The sequence below is a fragment of the Streptomyces sp. NPDC055013 genome, assembly GCF_053608645.1.
The window spans coordinates 69,173-87,524 of the sequence record NZ_JBSGVW010000008.1 but is presented as its reverse complement, the minus strand read 5'-3'; the positions used below and the strand labels follow the sequence as shown (position 1 = coordinate 87,524).

At 72.2% G+C, this 18,352-nt stretch carries 17 protein-coding genes; 10 read left to right on the top strand and 7 right to left on the bottom strand.

Going from position 1 to position 18,352, the window contains the following annotated elements:
• Nucleotides 1-100 precede the first annotated feature (100 nt).
• The 4 genes from ACWGDB_RS12930 (at nucleotide 101) to ACWGDB_RS12915 (ending at nucleotide 5,910) form a co-directional block, all read left to right on the top strand.
• Entirely contained in the window at nucleotides 101-2,134 is a 2,034-nt protein-coding gene (locus ACWGDB_RS12930) for a hypothetical protein (RefSeq protein WP_453822462.1), read from the top strand.
• Nucleotides 2,135-2,240: 106 nt separating this feature from the next.
• Complete coding sequence (gene pelF, locus ACWGDB_RS12925) at nucleotides 2,241-3,764, top strand: GT4 family glycosyltransferase PelF (RefSeq protein ID WP_453822461.1); 1,524 nt, start codon at nucleotides 2,241-2,243, stop codon at nucleotides 3,762-3,764.
• A complete protein-coding gene (locus ACWGDB_RS12920) occupies nucleotides 3,761-5,263 on the top strand; it encodes a hypothetical protein (RefSeq protein ID WP_453822460.1) in 1,503 nt (500 codons plus the stop codon). The genes pelF and ACWGDB_RS12920 overlap by 4 nt, the downstream gene beginning before the upstream one ends.
• The gene (locus ACWGDB_RS12915) at nucleotides 5,260-5,910 is read left to right on the top strand and encodes a spherulation-specific family 4 protein (RefSeq protein ID WP_453822459.1); all 651 of its coding nucleotides are present in this window, start codon (nucleotides 5,260-5,262) and stop codon (nucleotides 5,908-5,910) included. The genes ACWGDB_RS12920 and ACWGDB_RS12915 overlap by 4 nt, the downstream gene beginning before the upstream one ends.
• Before the next feature lie 26 nt (nucleotides 5,911-5,936).
• On the opposite strand, the gene ACWGDB_RS12910 is transcribed toward ACWGDB_RS12915, so the two are convergent.
• Nucleotides 5,937-6,716, bottom strand: a complete 780-nt coding sequence (locus ACWGDB_RS12910) for an adenosylcobinamide-GDP ribazoletransferase (protein WP_453822606.1) — start codon at nucleotides 6,714-6,716, stop codon at nucleotides 5,937-5,939.
• Nucleotides 6,717-6,789: 73 nt separating this feature from the next.
• Between ACWGDB_RS12910 and ACWGDB_RS12905 the strand changes: the two genes are divergently transcribed.
• Nucleotides 6,790-7,554 (top strand): hypothetical protein, encoded by a 765-nt coding sequence (locus ACWGDB_RS12905; RefSeq protein ID WP_453822458.1) that lies wholly within the window; start codon nucleotides 6,790-6,792, stop codon nucleotides 7,552-7,554.
• Here ACWGDB_RS12905 and ACWGDB_RS12900 read toward each other — a convergent pair.
• Nucleotides 7,494-8,198: a hypothetical protein gene (locus ACWGDB_RS12900; RefSeq protein WP_453822457.1), complete on the bottom strand. Its 705-nt coding sequence runs from the start codon at nucleotides 8,196-8,198 to the stop codon at nucleotides 7,494-7,496. The two genes, ACWGDB_RS12905 and ACWGDB_RS12900, sit on opposite strands and share 61 nt — an antisense overlap.
• A 78-nt stretch (nucleotides 8,199-8,276) precedes the next feature.
• Nucleotides 8,277-9,404: a nicotinate-nucleotide--dimethylbenzimidazole phosphoribosyltransferase gene (gene cobT / locus ACWGDB_RS12895; protein ID WP_453822456.1), complete on the bottom strand. Its 1,128-nt coding sequence runs from the start codon at nucleotides 9,402-9,404 to the stop codon at nucleotides 8,277-8,279.
• A 216-nt stretch (nucleotides 9,405-9,620) separates the two neighbouring features.
• Here cobT and ACWGDB_RS12890 point away from each other — a divergent pair, with 216 nt between their 5' ends.
• Nucleotides 9,621-10,493 carry a class I SAM-dependent methyltransferase gene (locus ACWGDB_RS12890; protein ID WP_453822455.1) on the top strand — a complete coding sequence of 291 codons (873 nt, stop codon included), beginning with the start codon at nucleotides 9,621-9,623 and terminating at the stop codon, nucleotides 10,491-10,493.
• On the opposite strand, the gene ACWGDB_RS12885 is transcribed toward ACWGDB_RS12890, so the two are convergent.
• Complete coding sequence (locus ACWGDB_RS12885) at nucleotides 10,482-11,684, bottom strand: bifunctional adenosylcobinamide kinase/adenosylcobinamide-phosphate guanylyltransferase (protein ID WP_453822454.1); 1,203 nt, start codon at nucleotides 11,682-11,684, stop codon at nucleotides 10,482-10,484. The genes ACWGDB_RS12890 and ACWGDB_RS12885 overlap by 12 nt on opposite strands.
• Before the next feature lie 148 nt (nucleotides 11,685-11,832).
• Between ACWGDB_RS12885 and ACWGDB_RS12880 the strand changes: the two genes are divergently transcribed.
• Nucleotides 11,833-12,042, top strand: coding sequence for a hypothetical protein (locus ACWGDB_RS12880; protein ID WP_369270548.1), 210 nt, complete (start codon nucleotides 11,833-11,835; stop codon nucleotides 12,040-12,042).
• 42 nt (nucleotides 12,043-12,084) lie between these two features.
• On the opposite strand, the gene ACWGDB_RS12875 is transcribed toward ACWGDB_RS12880, so the two are convergent.
• From ACWGDB_RS12875 to ACWGDB_RS12865, 3 genes are all read right to left on the bottom strand, one after another.
• On the bottom strand, nucleotides 12,085-13,173 hold the full coding sequence (locus ACWGDB_RS12875; protein WP_453822453.1) for a S1C family serine protease: 1,089 nt from the start codon (nucleotides 13,171-13,173) through the stop codon (nucleotides 12,085-12,087).
• A gap of 1,047 nt (nucleotides 13,174-14,220) precedes the next feature.
• On the bottom strand, nucleotides 14,221-14,922 hold the full coding sequence (locus ACWGDB_RS12870; protein ID WP_383596369.1) for a class I SAM-dependent methyltransferase: 702 nt from the start codon (nucleotides 14,920-14,922) through the stop codon (nucleotides 14,221-14,223).
• Between the two features lie 83 nt (nucleotides 14,923-15,005).
• Nucleotides 15,006-15,704, bottom strand: coding sequence for a DUF3043 domain-containing protein (locus tag ACWGDB_RS12865; protein ID WP_453822605.1), 699 nt, complete (start codon nucleotides 15,702-15,704; stop codon nucleotides 15,006-15,008).
• Nucleotides 15,705-15,921: 217 nt separating this feature from the next.
• Between ACWGDB_RS12865 and ACWGDB_RS12860 the strand changes: the two genes are divergently transcribed.
• From ACWGDB_RS12860 to ACWGDB_RS12850, 3 genes are all read left to right on the top strand, one after another.
• Nucleotides 15,922-16,722: a PspA/IM30 family protein gene (locus ACWGDB_RS12860; protein ID WP_453822452.1), complete on the top strand. Its 801-nt coding sequence runs from the start codon at nucleotides 15,922-15,924 to the stop codon at nucleotides 16,720-16,722.
• Between the two features lie 40 nt (nucleotides 16,723-16,762).
• Nucleotides 16,763-17,041: a PspA-associated protein PspAA gene (pspAA, locus tag ACWGDB_RS12855; protein ID WP_406203891.1), complete on the top strand. Its 279-nt coding sequence runs from the start codon at nucleotides 16,763-16,765 to the stop codon at nucleotides 17,039-17,041.
• Between the two features lie 61 nt (nucleotides 17,042-17,102).
• On the top strand, nucleotides 17,103-18,320 hold the full coding sequence (locus tag ACWGDB_RS12850; protein ID WP_453822451.1) for a sensor histidine kinase: 1,218 nt from the start codon (nucleotides 17,103-17,105) through the stop codon (nucleotides 18,318-18,320).
• The last annotated feature ends 32 nt before the right edge of the window (nucleotides 18,321-18,352 follow it).

Here is an 18,352-nt window from a genome sequence, read left to right as displayed (position 1 = left end):
GGTGAGCTGTCAGCTTGCCGCTTTGCATGATTTCCACGGATCCTCCGCCGATTCATCGCAACCGGCCGCAAGAGGATCTTCTGGGGGGAAGGAACGATCAATGGCGCAGAGTGCGCACAGATGGAGAAACACGGCTGCCGTCCTAGCGGCCGCCGGTCTGCTGTCGCTGGGACTGGGAGTACCCGGCGCCGCGGCCGCGGGGGAGCCGCGCATCGATCTCAGGGTGCTGGTCGTGGACAACGGCGACGCCCCCGTCCAGGCCATCACCGCCCAGCTCAAGAGCACGGGCATCCCGTACACCACCGTCGACCTGACCGACGCCGACCGCCCGACCGTCACCGCCGCGTTCCTCAGCGACACGGTCAACGGCACACCCCGCGCGAAGTACCAGGGCGTCGTCCTGCCCAACGAGGCGCCCTTCGGTGAGGGTTCCGCGGAGCAGACCGCGCTGGAGAGCTACGAGCGGACCTACAACATCCCGCAGGTCGACGCCTACACCTGGGCCCACCCGGGCGTCGGCCTCGACTACACCAGCGAGGGCGGCTGGGCGGGCACCCTCGACGGGCAGCAGGCCTCGGTCACGGCCCAGGGCAGGGCGGGGTACTTCGGCTACCTCGACGGCGCCTTCGCGTTCGAGGACAACGACCCGTCCGTACTGGAGAGTTACGGCTACGTCGCCCGGCCCCGCGCGGGCTTCACCAGCTACGTCGACGTTCCCGTGCCGGGCGGCTCCGGGCGCGGCAGCCTGGTCGGCGAGTACAACAACGACGGGCGCCGTCAACTGGTCGTGACCTTCGCGTACAACCAGTACCAGCAGCAGTTCCGCGTCCTGGCCCGCGGCATCGTCGAGTGGCTGACCCAGGGAGTCCACCTCGGCCAGGCCCGCAACTACTTCGCGGTGCACGTCGACGACGTCTTCGCGCCCGACGCCCGCTGGGACACCGAGCGCAACTGCACGCCCGGTGACATCGACTGCGTGGGCGGTGGCGGCGAGGAGACCCCGCCGATCCGCATGACGGCCGAGGACGCGGTCCGCGCCGCGCAGTGGCAGCGCGAGCAGGGCTTCAAGCTGGACATGGTCTACAACGCCGGCTCCGGCGAGGAGTGGAAGAGCGAGAACGGCGGCACGGACCCGCTCGCGAGCCAACTGCTCGCCGACAGGGCGCAGTACCGCTGGATCAACCACACCTACACGCACCCGTTCCTCGGCTGCGTCCAGGACACCTCGACCGTGCCGTGGAGCTGCGCCAAGAACGCCGACGGCTCGACGCGGTACATGAGCCGCGCGGATATTTCGGCGCAGATCAGGGACAACCACAACTGGGGCGTCACCAAGGGTCTCCAGCTCGACCGCACGGAACTCGTGACCGGCGAGCACTCGGGCCTCAGGACCCTGCCGCAGCAGCCCGACGACAACCCCAACCTCGCCCGTGCCCTCGCCGACAACGGCGTCAAGTGGATCGCCTCGGACAACTCCCGCGATCCCGCGCAGCGTCCGGTCGGCGCCGCGCTGACCGTGCCCCGGTACCCGATGAACGTGTACTACAACGTGGGTACCGAGGAGGAGATGGTCGACGAGTACAACTGGATCTACACCTCCACGGCGGACGGCGGCAGCGGCATCTGCGAGAACAATCCCGCCTCCACCTGCCTGGACGACCCGCTCAACACGGACACCGGATACGACGAGTACATCGTCCCGCTGGAGGCACGCACCGCCCTCGGACACGCCATCAGCAACGACCCGCGCCCGCACTACGCCCACCAGTCCAACCTGGCCGAGGACCGGACGCTGTACCCGGTCCTGGACAAGGTGCTCGCCGACTACCGGGCGCTCTTCGCCGACAACACCCCGGTGGAGAACCTCGCGCAGAGCGCCATCGGCACGGAGCTGCAGCGCCGCGCCGCCTGGCAGTCCGCTCTCGCGAAGGGCTCCGTCACGGCGTACCGCATCGGCAACACCGTCACCGTCACCGCCCCGTCCGGGACCCAGATCCCGGTGACCGCACCGCAGGGGACCGTCAAGCAACTCCTCATCGGCACCACCGCGTTCGGGACGCCGTACGCGGGAGAGCGCTCGGCCTGGACCACGCCGGGGCTGCTGCAGACCGCTCTCAAGCTGAAGCTGCCGTAGGGCGGCCCGGCCGGACCTGAGGCGCACCCCGGCACATCTCACGACCGACCTGCCGGGGTGCGCTTCCGGGCCGAGGCACCAACTTGTTCCACAGGGGGGAACGCGCGTGAAGCGCAACGGCCGTCATGTCACCATGCTCACCGAGGGCACCTATCCACATGTCCACGGTGGTGTCAGCACCTGGTGCGACCAGCTCGTCAAGGGCATGCCGGAGGTCGACTTCCACCTCGTCTCCCTCACCGGGACCGGCCGCGAACCCGTCACCTGGGAGCTGCCGCCCAACGTCTACCGGCACACCTCCGTACCGACCTGGGGCCCGCGGCCGGGGCACAGGCGAGCGCCGTACGGCAGGGCCCGGCGCCGCTTCACCGACTCCTACGAGCGCTTCCTGCTCTCCTTCCTCGACCCTGAGGCCCACTGCGACTTCGGCGAGGCCCTCGACGAGCTGGCCGAACTCGCCCGCGACGGACGCCTGTCGGCGGCCCTGCGCACCGAATCCGCGCTGCGCTCGCTGATGTGGATATGGACGATGCCGCATCTGCCGACCGCGGCCGCCCAACCCACCGTCCATGACGCCCTGACCGCGACCGACCTGCTGGAACACGCCCTGCGCCCGCTCGGGACACGCATCCCCGAGGACTCCGTGGCCCACGCGGTGAGCAGCGGATTCGCCACCCTCCCGGCCCTCGCCGCCCGCAGGCTGGACGGCGTGCCCTTTCTCCTCACCGAGCACGGCATCTATCTGCGCGAGCGCTACCTCGGCTACCGCAGCGAGGCCCAGCGCTGGCCCGTGAAGGCGTTCATGCTCGGCTTCTACCGCGAGCTGAACTCGCTCGGCTACCGCACGGCCGACCTGATCACCCCGTGCAACCAGTACAACCGCCGCTGGGAGGAGCGCGGCGGCGCCGCCGCCGACAAGATCCGTACCGTCTACAACGGCGTCGACCCGCACGCCTTTCCGCACGCCGGCCCCGAACCCGAGGTCCCCACCCTCACCTGGTGCGGCCGCGTCGACCCCATCAAGGACCTGGAGACCCTGCTGCGGGCCTACGCCATGGTCCGCGCCGAGCTCCCGGAGACCCGCCTGCGGCTGTTCGGCCCGGTCCCGCCCGGCGGCGAGGCCTACCGCACCGAGTTGGAGAAGCTCGCCGCCGAACTGGGCGTAACGGACGGCCTGACCTTCGAGGGCCGCATCACCGAGGTCTGGCGCGCCTACGCGGCCGGGCACCTCGTGATGCTGTCGTCCATCTCCGAGGGCTTCCCGTTCTCCATCATCGAAGCCATGTCCTGCGGCCGTACGACCGTCTCGACGGACGTCGGGGGAGTGCGCGAGGCCGTCGGCGACACGGGACTCGTCGTCCCGCCGCGCGAGCCGGAGAAGATGGCGGTCGCCGCCCTCACCCTCCTGCGCGACGACGAACGTCGCCTGCAACTGGGTGAGTTGTCGAGGCAGCGGGTGATCGACCGCTTCACGCTGCGCCGCTCCGTGGACAACTTCCGGACGATCTACCAGGAGCTCGCGGGCAGCCCAGAGGTGTACGAGCCCACGCTGGAGACGGTCGCCGACTGGACCCTCGAACTGCGCAACCCCTGGTACGAGAAGGTCGCGACGGACGGAACCGGCTGGTGAGCGGCAGCCTCTGGATGCCACCCGGCTCCCGCCCCGACACCCTGCCCGCCATCCCGCACCAGCGCGACCGGCCCAGCTGGGCGCGGCCCGACCCCATCGACGAACTCGCCGCGCGCCTCGACGACTTCATAGCCGCCGCCGTCCACCCCGACGAGATCGCCGCGCTGCTGGAGTCCGACGGCCTCTCGGACGACCAGATACGCGAGCGCTACGGCGTGAAGAACTCCTTCGCCCTCGCCGAGGAGCTGTACGAGCGGGTCGAGCGCCGCTACCCGGAGCCGGCCGGCCCGGTCCACGACCCCTGGCGGACAAGCCTGCTCGGCTGCCTCCTGCGCGGCGTCGTCTTCGCCCTCCCCGGCTTCGGCTACGTCCTCGGCGCCCCGCTGCTCGCGGGCCCACGGGACGACTTCGGCCTCCCGGCGGGCACGGTCCCGCTGCTGGCCGCCGCCTTGGCCGGCTGGACGTGGAACCAGGGGCTGGCCCATCGGGCGTATTCGTGGCTGGGGTTGGGCGACCGCGGCGCCGCCCGCCGGGCCCTGCTCCGCGGCGCCCCGGTGGGTGCGTTGCTCGGCGCCCTGGTGGCCCTGATCGTTGCGGGCGCCGCACACCCGGCCGCCGTGGCCTTCGCAGCCGGGCAGTCGGTCTACCTGGGCGCGGCCACCGTCCTCTTGGTGATGGGCCGCGAACGGGCCCTGCTGGCCGCGTTGTTGCCGATGACGGCGGGAGCGGTCGTATCGCTTGTCCACTCCGTACCGGATGCCGCAAGACTGACTCTGCTACTGGGCTCGTTGATTGTGGTGGTCGTTCTCGGCCAACGCGAGGTAGCGCCCCGAAAGGGGCGCGGGGCTCTATCCGATGTGCGGCTACCGCCGCGTGGGCGCGACAAGCCACGACGAAGCCGCAGCCGACGCACGACAATGGGCCCCCGCCTCTTCGCATCCCTCCCATACGCCCTGTTCGGCCTGGCCACCGGCGTCCTCGTCCTCTACACGGCTCTGGGCGACATCCTCACCGGCGAGCAGCGCAGCGCCCCCGCAGCAGTCGCCCTCACCCTCAGCATGGGCCCCGCCGAATGGCTGCTGTACCGCTTCCGCAGCGGCAGCCTGGCGGGCCTGCGTGCCAGCAGCACACCGAGGGCATTCCGGCGGACGACGGTGCTCAGGGTCGTGGAGTGCCTCTCCGTCTACCTGGTCACCCTGCTCGCGCTCAGCCTCGCCATCTCGGCCCTGTGGCCGCACTCCGCGGGCTTCGACGGCGTCCGTCTCGCCGGTCTGCTCCTGCTGGGCGTGGTCCTGTGGACGGCCCTGCTGCTCCAGTCCTTCGGCGCGGTGGGCGGCGCGGCGGTCATCTGCTGCGCGGCCGCCCTCGCCCAGACGGTCGCCGTGCTGACGCACACCGGCAATCCGCACTGGGTCGGCCTGATCGTCCACGGGACGGCTGCGGTGGCCCAGGCCGCCCTGGTCTGCGCCCTGTTGGGGAGAGGGACCGCTCACCGATGACCGACCTGCTGATCCCCTACTACGAGCACCCGTCCGTCCGTCCCGCCGAATGGGACGTGATCGTCGCAGCCGCGCCCCGCCTCTACGGGGTCGTACTGAACCCGGCCAGCGGCCCCGGAGAGGCGCCCGACCCGGCGTTCGCCGAGGTCGCGGCCCGCCTGCGGGCGGTGGACGTCCGGGTGCTCGGCTACGCCGACACCGACTACGGCCGCAGGCCGCACGCCGACGTCGTACGCGACATCACTCGTCACCGCGACTGGTACCGCGCGGATGGCGTCTTCCTCGACCAGGTCGCCGCCGGACGCGAGGAGTTCGGCCACTACCAGCGGCTCGCGACGGCGGCCTGGGGTGTCGGCTGCGGCACGCTCGCCCTGAATCACGGCACGCCACCGCACCCGTCGTACGCCAGGATCGCCGACCTCCTGGTCACCTTCGAGGGGCCCTGGGCGACGTACACCCGGCTCGGCCCGCAGTCGTGGCGGGGCGCCACCGGAGTGCGGCTGTGCCACCTGGTGTACGGCGTTCCGGCGGGCGTCGACCTGGCGGAGCCGGCGCGCGCCCGCGGGGCCACCGTGCACTGTGCGGTGCCGGGCGGGGGCGATCATCCGTGGGGCACGTTGCCGCACGGGCTGGCGCCCGCTCGGTGAGACCGGCTCGGTGAGACGCCGTGGCGTCAGCCCAGTGACAGCACGACGAGCGCCGTCGTCGCCGCCGTCTCCGCGAGCCCCCCGAAGACGTCACCGGTGACGCCGCCGAAGCGGCGGGTGCAGTGCCGCAGGAGCAGCTCGGCGGCGGCGAGTGCGGCGAGGACCGCGAGGGCGGTGCGGGCCATGCCGGACGCCCCGAACATCGCTCCCGCCGCGGCGGCGACGCCGGTCACGGCCAGGGCGACGGCCACCGCGCCCCGTACGGGAACGACGCCGGCCACCGCGGCGCCCAGCCCCTCCGGCCGGGCGGCGGGAACTCCGGAGCGGGCGGCGAGGGTGAGCGCCAGGCGGGCGGCGACGGCCGAGACGACGGTGGCGAAGGCGCCCCGGACCCACGAGTCGTCGTACAGCTGCGCCAGCGCGGCCACCTGCGCCAGCAGCACGAACACGAGCGTGATGACGCCGAACGGCCCGATGTCCGACTGCTTCATGATCCGCAGCGCGTCCTCGGCGGGCTTGCCGCTGCCGAGGCCGTCGGCGGTGTCGGCGAGGCCGTCGAGATGCAGCCCCCGGGTGAGGACGGCGGGGACGGCGGCGCCGGCGACGGCGGCGAGGAAGGGACCGGCGCCGAGGAACAGCAGCAAGAGCGCCGTCGCGGCGGCACCGCAGCCGAGGACCACCCCGACGAGCGGGGCGCACAGCATCCCGCCGCGCGCCGCCTCCCGGTCCCAGCGGCTCACCCTGACGGGGAGCACGCTCAGGGTGCCGAAGGCGAAACGGAGGCCGTGCAGGGGTGGCGGGGTCATGGACACGCCCGCAGACTAGCCCGGACGTCTTCCCCGCCAGGCGGCCCACCCCTGTCCCGGACACACTGAAACCATGGGTGACTGGTGGCAGCGCAACATCATCGAACCGGGCAAGCTCCCCCTGCTCCTGGCTCTGACCGCCTTCGTGGTCACCTTCCTCGTCACCCGCGTCATCACCCGCCTCATCCGCGCGGGCAAGGGGCCCTTCCGCAACATCAAGACCGGTTCCGTCCACATCCACCATGTCGTTCCCGGCATCATCCTCACGGTCATCGGCGGCTTCTGCGCGGTCGCGGGCGGTCAGCGGGGCTTCGGCTCGGCCACCGCCGCGGTGATCTTCGGGATCGGCGCGGGCCTGGTCATGGACGAGTTCGCGCTGATCCTGCATCTGGACGACGTCTACTGGTCAGAGGACGGCCGCAAGAGTGTCGAGGTCGTCGTCCTCACCGCCGCCGTGGTCGGCCTGCTCCTCCTCGGCTTCGCGCCCTTCGGGGTGAACGACCTCAACGACGACGAGATGCAGAACCGCGGGACGGTGCTCACCACCATCGCCGGGAACTTTCTCGTGGCCCTGATCGCCCTCACCAAGGGCAAGGCCCGGATCGCGATCTTCGGGGTGGTCATCCCCTTCGTCGCCCTGTTCGGCGCCATCCGCCTGGCCCGCCCCACGTCCCCCTGGGCGAAACGCTTCTACCGTCGCCGCCCGCGCGCCCGCGCCAAGGCCCAGCTGCGCGCCTACCACCACGACCGGCGCTGGGCGGGCCCCAGCCGCAAGCTTCAGGACTGGATCGGCGGGGCTCCCGACGTGGCGCCGCCCCGGGCCCTGGAACGCCGCTGACGCACCGCCGCCAGCGCGCACAGCACCACTACCGCCGCGATTGCCGCGAGGTGCTCCTTCCCGGCGAGGTTCTCCTCCAGCACCACCTCGACCACCATCGCCGCGATCACCACCCCGGCCGTGACGTACGCGCCGTGGCGCCGGCCGAGGAACACCGCGAGGCCCACCACCGCGGCCGACGGTCCCGTGTCCACGACCTGTGCGTCCGAGGCGGGCAGGCCGATCGGGTGGCCGGGGCCGAGCGCGATGCCCACGCGCGCGTAGAGGGTGCCGGCGAGGGTTGCGACGTAGGCGATGACGAGGGTCCGCCACCAGCCCAGACAGAGCTCGGCGATTCCGAACACCAGCAGGATCTGCGCGAGCGCGCCCCACACCGGCAGATCGGGGGCCGGCACGAAGAGGGACAGCGGCGTCCGCAGGAGGGCAAGCCACAGTGGATCCTCGGCGCGTACGCCCCCGAGGTTCTGCACGAGCTGATGACCCCAGGATCGGTTCTGCACGAACTGCACGATCCCGGTCAGACACACGGCCCCGAGAGTCATCGGCACCGCCCGCCACCGCCGCTCGGCCAGGGCCCCGCGCGCGGCGAGATACAAGGACCCCCACTCGGCACGGGCCCAGCGGCCGAGGGTGTCAGCTCTCACGAGTGGGGATCATATGTCCACTCTCGGGGGATTGTCCTTTTCGCCCCGAGTCGCTCGGTGCTGCCGGGCCCCTGGCGCTTACTCGGCCTCTGCCGCCTCCGGGGTGTCCGCCGTCACCGCCGTCACCGGCGTCTCCGGAGCCTCCGGCGCCTCCGATTCCTTCGGCTGCTCCGGCAGTTCCGCCGCCAGTGCCGCCGCGGCCTGCACCATCGGCAGGGCCAGCATGCCCCCGGCGCCCTCCCCGACCTTCACGCCCTGGTCGAGCAGGGGCTCCAGGGCCATCCGGTCCAGCGCCTTCGCCTGACCCGGCTCCCCGCTGTCGTGCGCGGCCAGCCACCAGTCCGGCGCCCGGAACGCGATCCGCTGTCCCACCAGGGCGCAGGCGGCGACGACCACCCCGTCCAGCACGACCGGCATCTTCCGCACCGCGCTCTGCAGCAGGAACCCGGTGATCGCCGCGAGATCGGCCCCGCCCACCGTCGCGAGCAGCTGCAGCTGGTCCCCGAGCACGGGCCGGGCCCGGCGCAACGCGTCCCGGATCGCCGCGCACTTGCGCATCCACATCAGGTCGTCGATGGCCAGTCCGCCCCGCCCGGTGACCACGGACGCGTCGGTTCCGCACAGCGCGGCGACCAGCACCCCCGCCGCCGTGGTCCCGCCGACGCTCACATCGCCGAGCACCACCAGGTCCGTACCGGAGTCGGCCTCCTCGTCGGCCACCGCCACCCCGGCCCGGAAGGCGGCCTCGGCCTCCTCGGCCGTCAGCGCGTCCTCGATGTCGATACGGCCGCTGCCGCGCCGCACCCGATGCCGTACGACCGCCTCCGGCAGCGCCTCCGGGTCGCAGTCCAGCGCCATGTCGACGATCCGCACCGGAACCCCGGCCCGCCGCGCGAGCACCGACACCGGCCGGCCGCCCTCGAGGATCTCCCGCACCAACTCCCCGGCGCTGCCCGCCGCTCGCGCCGACACGCCGAGCTCGGCCACACCGTGGTCGCCGGCGAACAGTACGACCCGCGGCTGTTCGATCGGCCGTACCGGCACCGCGGACTGCGCGGCCGCCAGCCACTCACCCAGTTCGTCGAGGCGGCCCAGTGCTCCGGGCGGCACGATCTGACGCTCACGGCGCGCCTCTGCGTCACGGCGCACCCCTCCGTCGGGGCGCTCGATCAGATCAGTGAAGTCGTCGAGATTAAGCGAGCTCATTCGCCGAACAGTACCGGCACCGGTCGAACAGAACGGCGCCACATGGCCACCACGGGCTCCGCCACGGCCCCACCCCATCCGAGCGACGTCGTTGCACCCAAGATCGCCATCCCATACGTTCCGTTTTGCCGTGGATTGTCGGGGCATGCTCGCACCACCCGCCGTCCGCCTCCGCCGTACGCCCCCTGCGTACGCCCTCGCGCCCGGGAGCCGCCCATGACCGCGACCGCCCCCTCCGAACGACGCCGCGCCGACTGCGCGTTCACCCTCTCCAGATGCCGTGAGCACACCTACGTCCCCCGCCATCTGCGGCTCACGCGGCTGCCGTACCGCCACCTGAGAGCCGCGGCCCGCGCGGCGCTGGCCTTCCCCGAGCCGGAGAGCTGGCTGGACGTGGGCACGGGATACGCCCGTTTCCCGGAGGTGGCGAAGGAACTCTTCCCGTACACGGCGTTCGACGGCCTCGACCTGACCCACCGCGTCCTGGACGCCCGCGTCGCCGAGCGGGTGGAGGAGGCCCACGTCGGCCACCTCACGGACCCCCGCATCACGGCCCGGCTGCGGGCCCGCTACGACATCGTCAGCATGTTCCGCCACCTGGAACACGCCCAGGACCCCCGCAAGGAACTGCGCGCCGCCCTCGCGGTCCTGCGCCCGGGCGGCCACCTCCTGCTCGAACTGCCCAACCCGCGCGGTGTGTTCGCCCTGCTGCTCGGCAGGTGGTGGATCCCGCACAGCCGCCCGGGCCACCTGCACCTGATCCCCCTGAACACCCTCCGCGAGGAACTCAAGGCCCTGGGCTGCACCGTCCTGACGGCGGACCGCCGCGCCGCGCACATCCCGTACGACTTCGCGGCCTTCACCTCGCGGGTGCTGACGAACCTGCTGCCCGCGCCCCTGTCCCGGGCGAGCGCACCCCTGGTCGGTGTGGCCTGGGCGCTGGACCACCTCCTGGCCCCCGTGGTGCGCCGCACCCGCCTGTCGAACACCTACCGCGTCATCGCCCGCAAGGAGCCGGCCGCACAGCCGGCCGCACCACCGGCCGCACTGCCGATCGTGCAGCCGGCCCCACCGCCCTCAGCCGCGTAGCACCAGCGCCTGCCCCGCCACCACCAGCAGCACCTGCTCGCACTCCCCGGCGAACGCGGCGTTCAGCCGCCCCAGCTCGTCGCGGTACCGCCGCCCCGACGCCGTCGCCGGCACGATCCCCGACCCCACCTCGTTCGACACGGCGACCACGGTGCGCCGGGTGCCCCGCACCGCCTGCGTCAACTCCCGCACCCGCTCGCGCAGTGCCTTCTCCCCGCCCTCCGCCCACACCGCGTCGTCCCACGCCCCGACGGCGTCCATGGCGTCCGTCAGCCACAGGGACAGACAGTCGATGAGCAGCGGCGGCCCGTCCTCGGCCAGCAGGGGCACCAGGTCGCACGTCTCGGTCGTACGCCACGACCCCGGCCGGCGCTCGCGGTGCGTGGCGACCCGTGCCGCCCACTCGGTGTCCCCGCCCCGGGTGCCCCCGGTCGCCACGTACAGGACGTCGGGAAACGCCTCCAGCCGCCGTTCGGCCTCCACCGACTTCCCGGACCGGGCCCCGCCCAGCACCAGGGTCCGCCGTGGCACGTCCGGCACGTCCTCGTACGCCCCCACCTGGAGCGTCGTCCCGTCCGGCACGGTCCGGGCGCCCGCCGCGGCCAGCCGCCGGCGCAGCTCGGCGCCCGGCGGCGCGTCGTGATCCAGATGTACGGCGATGACGTCCGTCGTCGGCCCGACGGCCTCCACCGCCCGCAGCTTGGCCAGCGCGTCCGGGCGCCCCACGACATCGGCGACCACCATGTCGTACATCCCGACGGCCCCCTCCACCAGCCCGGCCGGCGCGCCCTCCGGCGGCAGATACAGCAGCCGCTGCCCGTCCGGGCCGGTCACCGCGTATCCCGTGCCCGGATGGTCCATCGCCACCGCCCGCACCCGATGCCCCGTCAGCAGCGTCAACTCCTGCCCGTCCGGCACCCGCCCGGGCTGCGGCAGCCCGGCCGGTACCTCGACGGCGGGCCCGTTGTGCGGATGCGACAGCAGCACCTGCCGTACGTTCGCCAGCGAACGCCCGGCCCGAGCCGCCGCGAACGCCGCCCCGGGCGTCAGATCGAGCAGCAGCGCCCCGTCCACGAGCAACGCGGTCGCAGCCCGCGCATCGTTCCCGAGCGCGCTCGCACAAGCCGCGCAGGGACAGTCGGGGCGGGGGAGTCCCGCGGGGGCGCCGGTGCCGAGGAGAGTGAGTTCCACAGAACTGATTTTCGCTTGCCGGCACGGGTCTCGCGCTCCCCACTCCCGCCTTTGCTCGAGCGGGGGGACCCCCACGACTAGGCTCAGGGCAGGAGCCGGACATAGATCCGGCTTCGGCTCTGCACGTGCTGACACCTTGGAGGCGTACATGGCGGCATGGACGTGGCGGTTCGAGAAGGCCGACGGGGCGGAGGTCCAGCCCGCGGTGCAGCCCGAGGAGTTCACCACCCAGGGGGACGCCGAGTCGTGGATCGGGGAGCACTGGAAGGCACTGCTCGAGGGCGGTGCGGACCAGGTACGGCTGCTCGAGGACTCCACGGAGATCTACGGGCCGATGAACCTGCACGCCGACGCGTAACGCTCACGGGGGCGAGGGCATCGCGGCCCTCGCCCACCCCCGTCACTGCTCACCCAGCGTCACGCCGACTGTCTTCTCACTGCCGTTGCGGGTGTACGTCACCTTGGTCCGCTCGCCCGGCCTGTCGGCGGCCAGCGCCTCGGACAGCGAGGTGATGGTGGTGATGTCCGTGTCGCCCAGCCGGGTGATGATGTCCCCGGGCGCGAGACCGGCCTTGTCGGCCGCCCCACCCGTCTGCACCTGGACGACGGCGACGCCGGCGGCATGGTAGTCGTCGTTCACGACCGTACGGGCCGTGATGCCGAGCGCCGCCCGGCCCGAGTCGGTGACCCGGCCGTCCTTGATGATCTGGTCGGCGATCGTCTTCACCGTCGACGCCGGGATGGCGAACCCGATGCCGGGCGCGGCGCTGTTCCCGAGGTCGGGGTCGGTGGCGGCGAGGGTCGGGATGCCGATGACCCGGCCGTCGAGGTTCACCAGGGCGCCGCCGCTGTTGCCGGGGTTGATGGCGGCCGACGTCTGCACCATGTTGGCGATCGTCGCGCCCGTACCGCCGTCGTCGCTGCCCTCGGTGACGGTCCGTCCGGTCGCCGAGACGATGCCCTGGGTCACGCTGGACGACAGCCCGAGGGGCGAACCCATCGCCAGCACGATCTGGCCGACCTCGACCTCGGCGGAGTCCCCGAGCGTGGCCGCCTTCGGCCCGTCCGGCATGTCGTCCAGCTTGATGACGGCGAGGTCCTGCTGGGGGTACGAGGACACGAGCCGCGCGGTGACTTCGTCCTCACGGTTCGCGATCGTCACGCGGAAGGTCTTCTCGTCCCCGACGACGTGGGCGTTGGTGACGATGTGCCCCTGGCTGTCGTAGATCACGCCCGATCCGAGGTCGTTCCTGGCCTGGATCTGCACGACCGACGGCAGGACGTCCTTGATCACCTTCAGATAGCCGTCCTGCAGATCCTCGGTCGCCGTGAGCGCCTTCGGAGCGGCGGCCTGCGCGGCCTGCGTGGTCGACCCCTCCTGCCCGCCCGAGGACGACGCCCCGGAACAACCGGAGAACACCCCGAGACAGCAGCAGAGCCCGAAACCCCGAAGAGCGAGCCGCACGGCACCGGAACGGCGAGCATCCATGCCCCGAGTCTCCCCGCGGGCCGCACACCCGGCCCGTACTGCTCACCCGAACGAGCCGAAGGGGCCCCGAGGGCCACCGGCTCCAGCGGCGGGGGCGCTTCGGGCAGACGGCCGGTCCGCCTTGGTGTCGTGGATGCCGTCGAGTGGGCGCTGGTGTCGGCCGGTTCCGTGTCGCGCAGGGACGGCGCGGGTTCCCTGAGCCGTGCTGGGATCCGGGCTCCGGTGTTCCGGTGACTGTGCTCAGGGGCTGGGTTTCGGCGGGTGCGGAGTCCGCAGCCGAGGCGCTCCGGGAGGCAGCCGGTCCGTCTCGGTGTCGTGGATGCCGTCGAGTGGGCGCTGGTGTCGGACGGTTCCGTGTCGCGCAGGGAGGGCGCGGGCTCCCTGAGATGCGCTGGGATCCGGGCTCCGGTGTCCCGGTGACTGTGCTCAGGGGCCGGTTTCCGCGGGCGCGAAGCCCGTAGCGGCGATGGGGGCGAGGGCGCTTCCGGGAGGCAGACGGCCGGTCCGCCTTGGTGCCATGGACGCCGTCGAGCGGGCGCCGACCCCGGCCAGCTCCGTCTCACGTACGGCCGCACAGGCTCCCGAGCCGCGCAGGGACGGTCGACTCCGGTGTACGGCTCACCGTGCACAGCGGCGCGGGTTTCGGCGGGCGCGGAGTCCGTAGCCGTTGGGGCGGTTCGAGGAGGCGGCCGGTCCGCCTTGGTGCCGTGGACGCCGTCGAGCAGGGGCTGGGGCCGTCCGCTCCCTCTCGCACACGGACGGCACAGGCTTCCCGAGTCGCGCTGGGCCGTCTGCTCCGGCGTCCCGCTCACCGCGCTCAGCGGCCCGGCGGCCGCGGAGTCCGTAGCGCCGAGGCGCTTCCGGGAGGCAGCCGGTCCGTCTTGGTGTCGTGGATGCTGTCGAGCAGGTTCTGGTGTCGGCCGGTTCCGTGTCGCGCAGGGACGGCGCGGGTTCCCTGAGCCGTGCTGGGATCCGGGCTCCGGCGTCTCGCTGACTGTGCTCAGCGGCCGGGTTTCGGCGGGTGCGAAGCCCGTACCCGCGATGGGTTCAGCCCCGCACCCCGCACAGGTGCAGCAGCGCGGCGACGCTTCGGTAGGGGTCCGTCTTCCCGGCCCGTTCCTCGACTGCCAGCAAGGTCTCCACGTCCGGCGGGGTCCCCGCCCCGTCGGCGGCCGTGTCGGTGAATACCCGCACCCCGTACCAGGCGTGCAGCGGGGCACCGATCCCCGCGAGCGTCGACGTCAGGTCGGCCAGCCGGTCGGCCCGTACGTCCAGTCCCAGGCGATTCCGGTAGGCGGTCGTGTCGAAGGCGGTCAGCGCGCCGGGCCAGTCCCCGCCCAGGCCGGGCCGCATGGCGAGCGCGTCGCCGTTGCGGACGAGCAGCGACAGCAGCCCGCCCGGGGCGAGCATCCGGGCCAGCCCGGCCAGCAGCGGATCGGGCTCGTCGATGTACATCAGGACGCCGTGGCAGAGCACGACGTCGAAGCTGCCCGGCAGAAAGTGGACGCCGGTGTCCCGCCCGTCGCCCTGGACGATGCGCACCCGCTCCCGGATCCCCTCCGGCTCGCCGGCGAGCTCCTCGCGGGCCGTGGCGATCATCTTCGGGTCCTGCTCCACACCGGTCACCTGGTGCCCGGCCCTCGCGAGGCGCAGCGCCTGCGTGCCCTGGCCCATCCCGACGTCGAGCACCCGAAGCCGCTGCCCGACGGGGAACCGCCCGGCTATCTGCTCGTCGAGCTGGCGGCCCACCAGCTCCTGTCGTACGACATCACGCAGCCCGCCCAGCTTGTCGAGCCACGCATCCGCCGCACCCCCGGAAAATGCGGTTGCGCTCAGGGCCGCTCTCCGCGCTTGACCTGAGGCTTCGGCAGCCGGAGCCGGCGCATCTGCAGGGAGCGCATCAGCGCGTAGGCGACGGCGCCGCGCTTGTTGTCGTCGGGGAAGCGCTCGGCGAGCCGCTTCTTCAGGCGGAAGCCGGTGACGACCGAGTCGAGCACGATCAGCACGATCACGATCAGCCACAGCAGCAGCGCGATGTTCTGCAGCGACGCCACCTGGACCATGCTCAGCACGAGGATGACCACGGCCATCGGCAGGAAGAACTCCGCGATGTTGAAGCGCGAGTCGATGAAGTCACGCGCGAACTTGCGGACCGGACCCTTGTCACGGGCCGGCAGATAGCGCTCGTCGCCCCCGGCCAGCGCCTGACGCTGCTTCGCCAGGGCGGCACGGCGCTCCTCGCGCTGCCGCTTGGCGGCGTCCTTGCGCGTCAACGACGTGTTGGCCACGCTGCGACGCTGCGACTGGGCAGCATTGCGCTTGGGCGTGGGGCGGCCCTTGGGGGCCTCGGGGTGACGGGTCTCATTGGAGTCGGTCACCAGCGCCTTGTCGGCGGACTGGGCCTTCTCTTCCTTGGCACGGCTACGGAACACAAAACCCAAGGGTACGGGGTGCCAGGGGTTGGACCCCAGCCCCGTGGGGAACGATCCGGCAACACCAGTCGTCGTAGGGGGACAGAGGGGACGTTGCAGACGGTTCCTCCGGCGGCCATGAGGGAGACACGTGGGCGGCACCGGGTCGGCACCCGGGAGTCACCTACTCCTTACGCCGGAGCAGGAGCGTCAGCAGTCGTCCTTGGGGATGAGCGCATCCGTCCCCGAACAGTGCGGTAATGGATGCAGGGCCCGTACTGTGGGTTCTGTCGCAGGTGCTGGAGTGGAGTCCGTCAGAAGGGGGCGCGCGAAGCCCATGAGCGGTGTCATGAAGCGTATGGGGATGATCTTCCGCGCGAAGGCGAACAAGGCCCTTGACCGGGCCGAGGACCCGCGCGAGACCCTCGATTACTCGTACCAGAAGCAGCTGGAGCTGCTCCAGAAGGTCCGCCGCGGCGTAGCCGACGTGGCCACCTCGCGCAAGCGCCTGGAACTCCAGCTCAACCAACTCCAGCAGCAGTCGTCCAAGCTGGAGGACCAGGGCCGCAAGGCGCTCGCGCTGGGCCGTGAGGACCTGGCCCGCGAGGCGCTCTCGCGCCGCGCCGCCCTCCAGCAGCAGGTGACGGACCTGGAGACGCAGCACGCGACGCTGCAGGGCGAGGAGGAGAAGCTCACCCTCGCGGCCCAGCGCCTGCAGGCGAAGGTCGACGCCTTCCGCACCAAGAAGGAGACGATCAAGGCCACCTACACCGCCGCCCAGGCCCAGACCCGCATCGGCGAGGCCTTCTCCGGCATCTCGGAGGAGATGGGCGACGTCGGCCTGGCGATCCAGCGCGCGGAGGACAAGACGGCCCAGCTCCAGGCCCGCGCCGGAGCCATCGACGAACTCCTCGCCTCCGGCGCCCTCGACGACCAGTCCGGCATGCACAAGGACGACATCCAGGCCGAGCTGGACCGGCTCTCCGGTGGTACGGATGTAGAGCTGGAACTGCAGCGCATGAAGGCGGAGCTGGCGGGCGGTTCCTCGTCGCAGCAGGCGATCGAGGGCGGCGCCGGCCAGTCTCAGTCGCAGTCCCAGCAGCAGCCGCAGGACACCCCGCGCTTCGACAAGCAGTAGTCCCGGGAGACGGGGCGGGCCCATCGCCGAGGAGGGCGACATGATCGTACGGATCATGGGGGAGGGGCAGGTGAGTCTGGCCGACAGCCACCTCACCGAGCTGAACAAGCTGGACGACGTACTCCTGGAGGAAATGGAGAACGGCGACGGCCCAGGTTTCCGCGCGACCCTCCACGCCCTTCTCCAGAAGGTCCGCGAACTGGGCGAGCCCCTGCCCGACGACTCCCTGGAACCGTCCGAACTCATCCTTCCGTCCCCGGACGCGACGCTGGAGGAGGTCCGGGAGCTGCTGAGCGACGACGGCTTGATCCCGGGCTGAGCCCTTCAGGTCCGAAGCGGGTCTGGGGGTCGCAGGCCCCCAGCGACTACCGTGAGCAAGCGTGAGCACCCTCCAACGCGCCCGGCGGCATCTCAAGGCGCACCCCATGGCGCTGGACGCGGCGTTGGCGGTCGGCGTACTGGTCTGCATGGTGTCCGGCTCGTTCGTGGACCCGCATGGGAAGAACGGCGTGACCTGGGGTCTGCGCACCCCGGACACGCTCAGCCTGGTGCTCATCACCCTCGGCGCCGCGGCCCTGGTATTCCGCCGCCGCGCCCCCATGACGGTCCTCGCGGTCACCGGCACCGTCTCCCTGATCGAGTCCGTCACCGGCGACCCCCGCGCCCCGGTCGCCATGTCCGCGGTGATCGCCCTCTACACCGTCGCCTCGACCACCGACCGCACCACCACCTGGCGCGTCGGCCTGCTCACCGTCACCGTCCTGACCGGTTCCGCGATGCTGGCCGGCCCCCTGCCCTGGTACGCCCAGGAGAACCTCGCCATCTTCGCCTGGACCGGCATCGGCGCCACCGCCGGCGACGCGGTCCGCAGCCGCCGCGCCGTCGTCACCGCCATCCGCGAACGTGCCGAACGCGCCGAGCGCACTCGCGAGGAGGAGGCCCGCCGCCGGGTCGCCGAGGAGCGCCTGCGGATCGCCCGGGACCTGCACGACGTCGTCGCCCACCACATCGCCCTCGTCAATGTGCAGGCCGGCGTCGCCGCCCACGTCATGGACAAGCGGCCCGACCAGGCCAAGGAGGCCCTGGCGCACGTACGTGAAGCCAGCCGCTCCGCGCTCAACGAACTGCGCGCGACCGTCGGCCTGCTGCGGCAGTCCGGCGACCCGGAGGCCCCCACCGAACCCGCCCCCGGCCTGGAGCGTCTCGACGAACTCGCGGGCACCTTCCGCAGCGCGGGCCTCCAGGTGGAGGTCGCCCGTGCCGACCAGGGCACCACGCTCCCGGCCGCCGTCGACCTGGCCGCCTACCGCGTCATCCAGGAGGCGCTGACCAACGTGCAGAAGCACGCCGGCCCGGACGCCAAGGCCGAGGTCAGCGTCGTCCGCGTGGGGCCGAACGTCGAGATCACCGTCCTCGACGACGGCGCCGGCGAGGACGACACGGCCGACGGCGGCGGCCACGGCCTGCTCGGCATGCGCGAGCGCGTCACCGCCCTGCGCGGCACCCTCACCACCGGCCCCCGCTACGGAGGCGGTTTCCGCGTCCATGCGATCCTGCCGGTCAAGAGCCGTACGCGCGCCGCGGAGGACGCCGTATGACAACGGGCGGCCCCCTCTTCGCCGTATGCCTC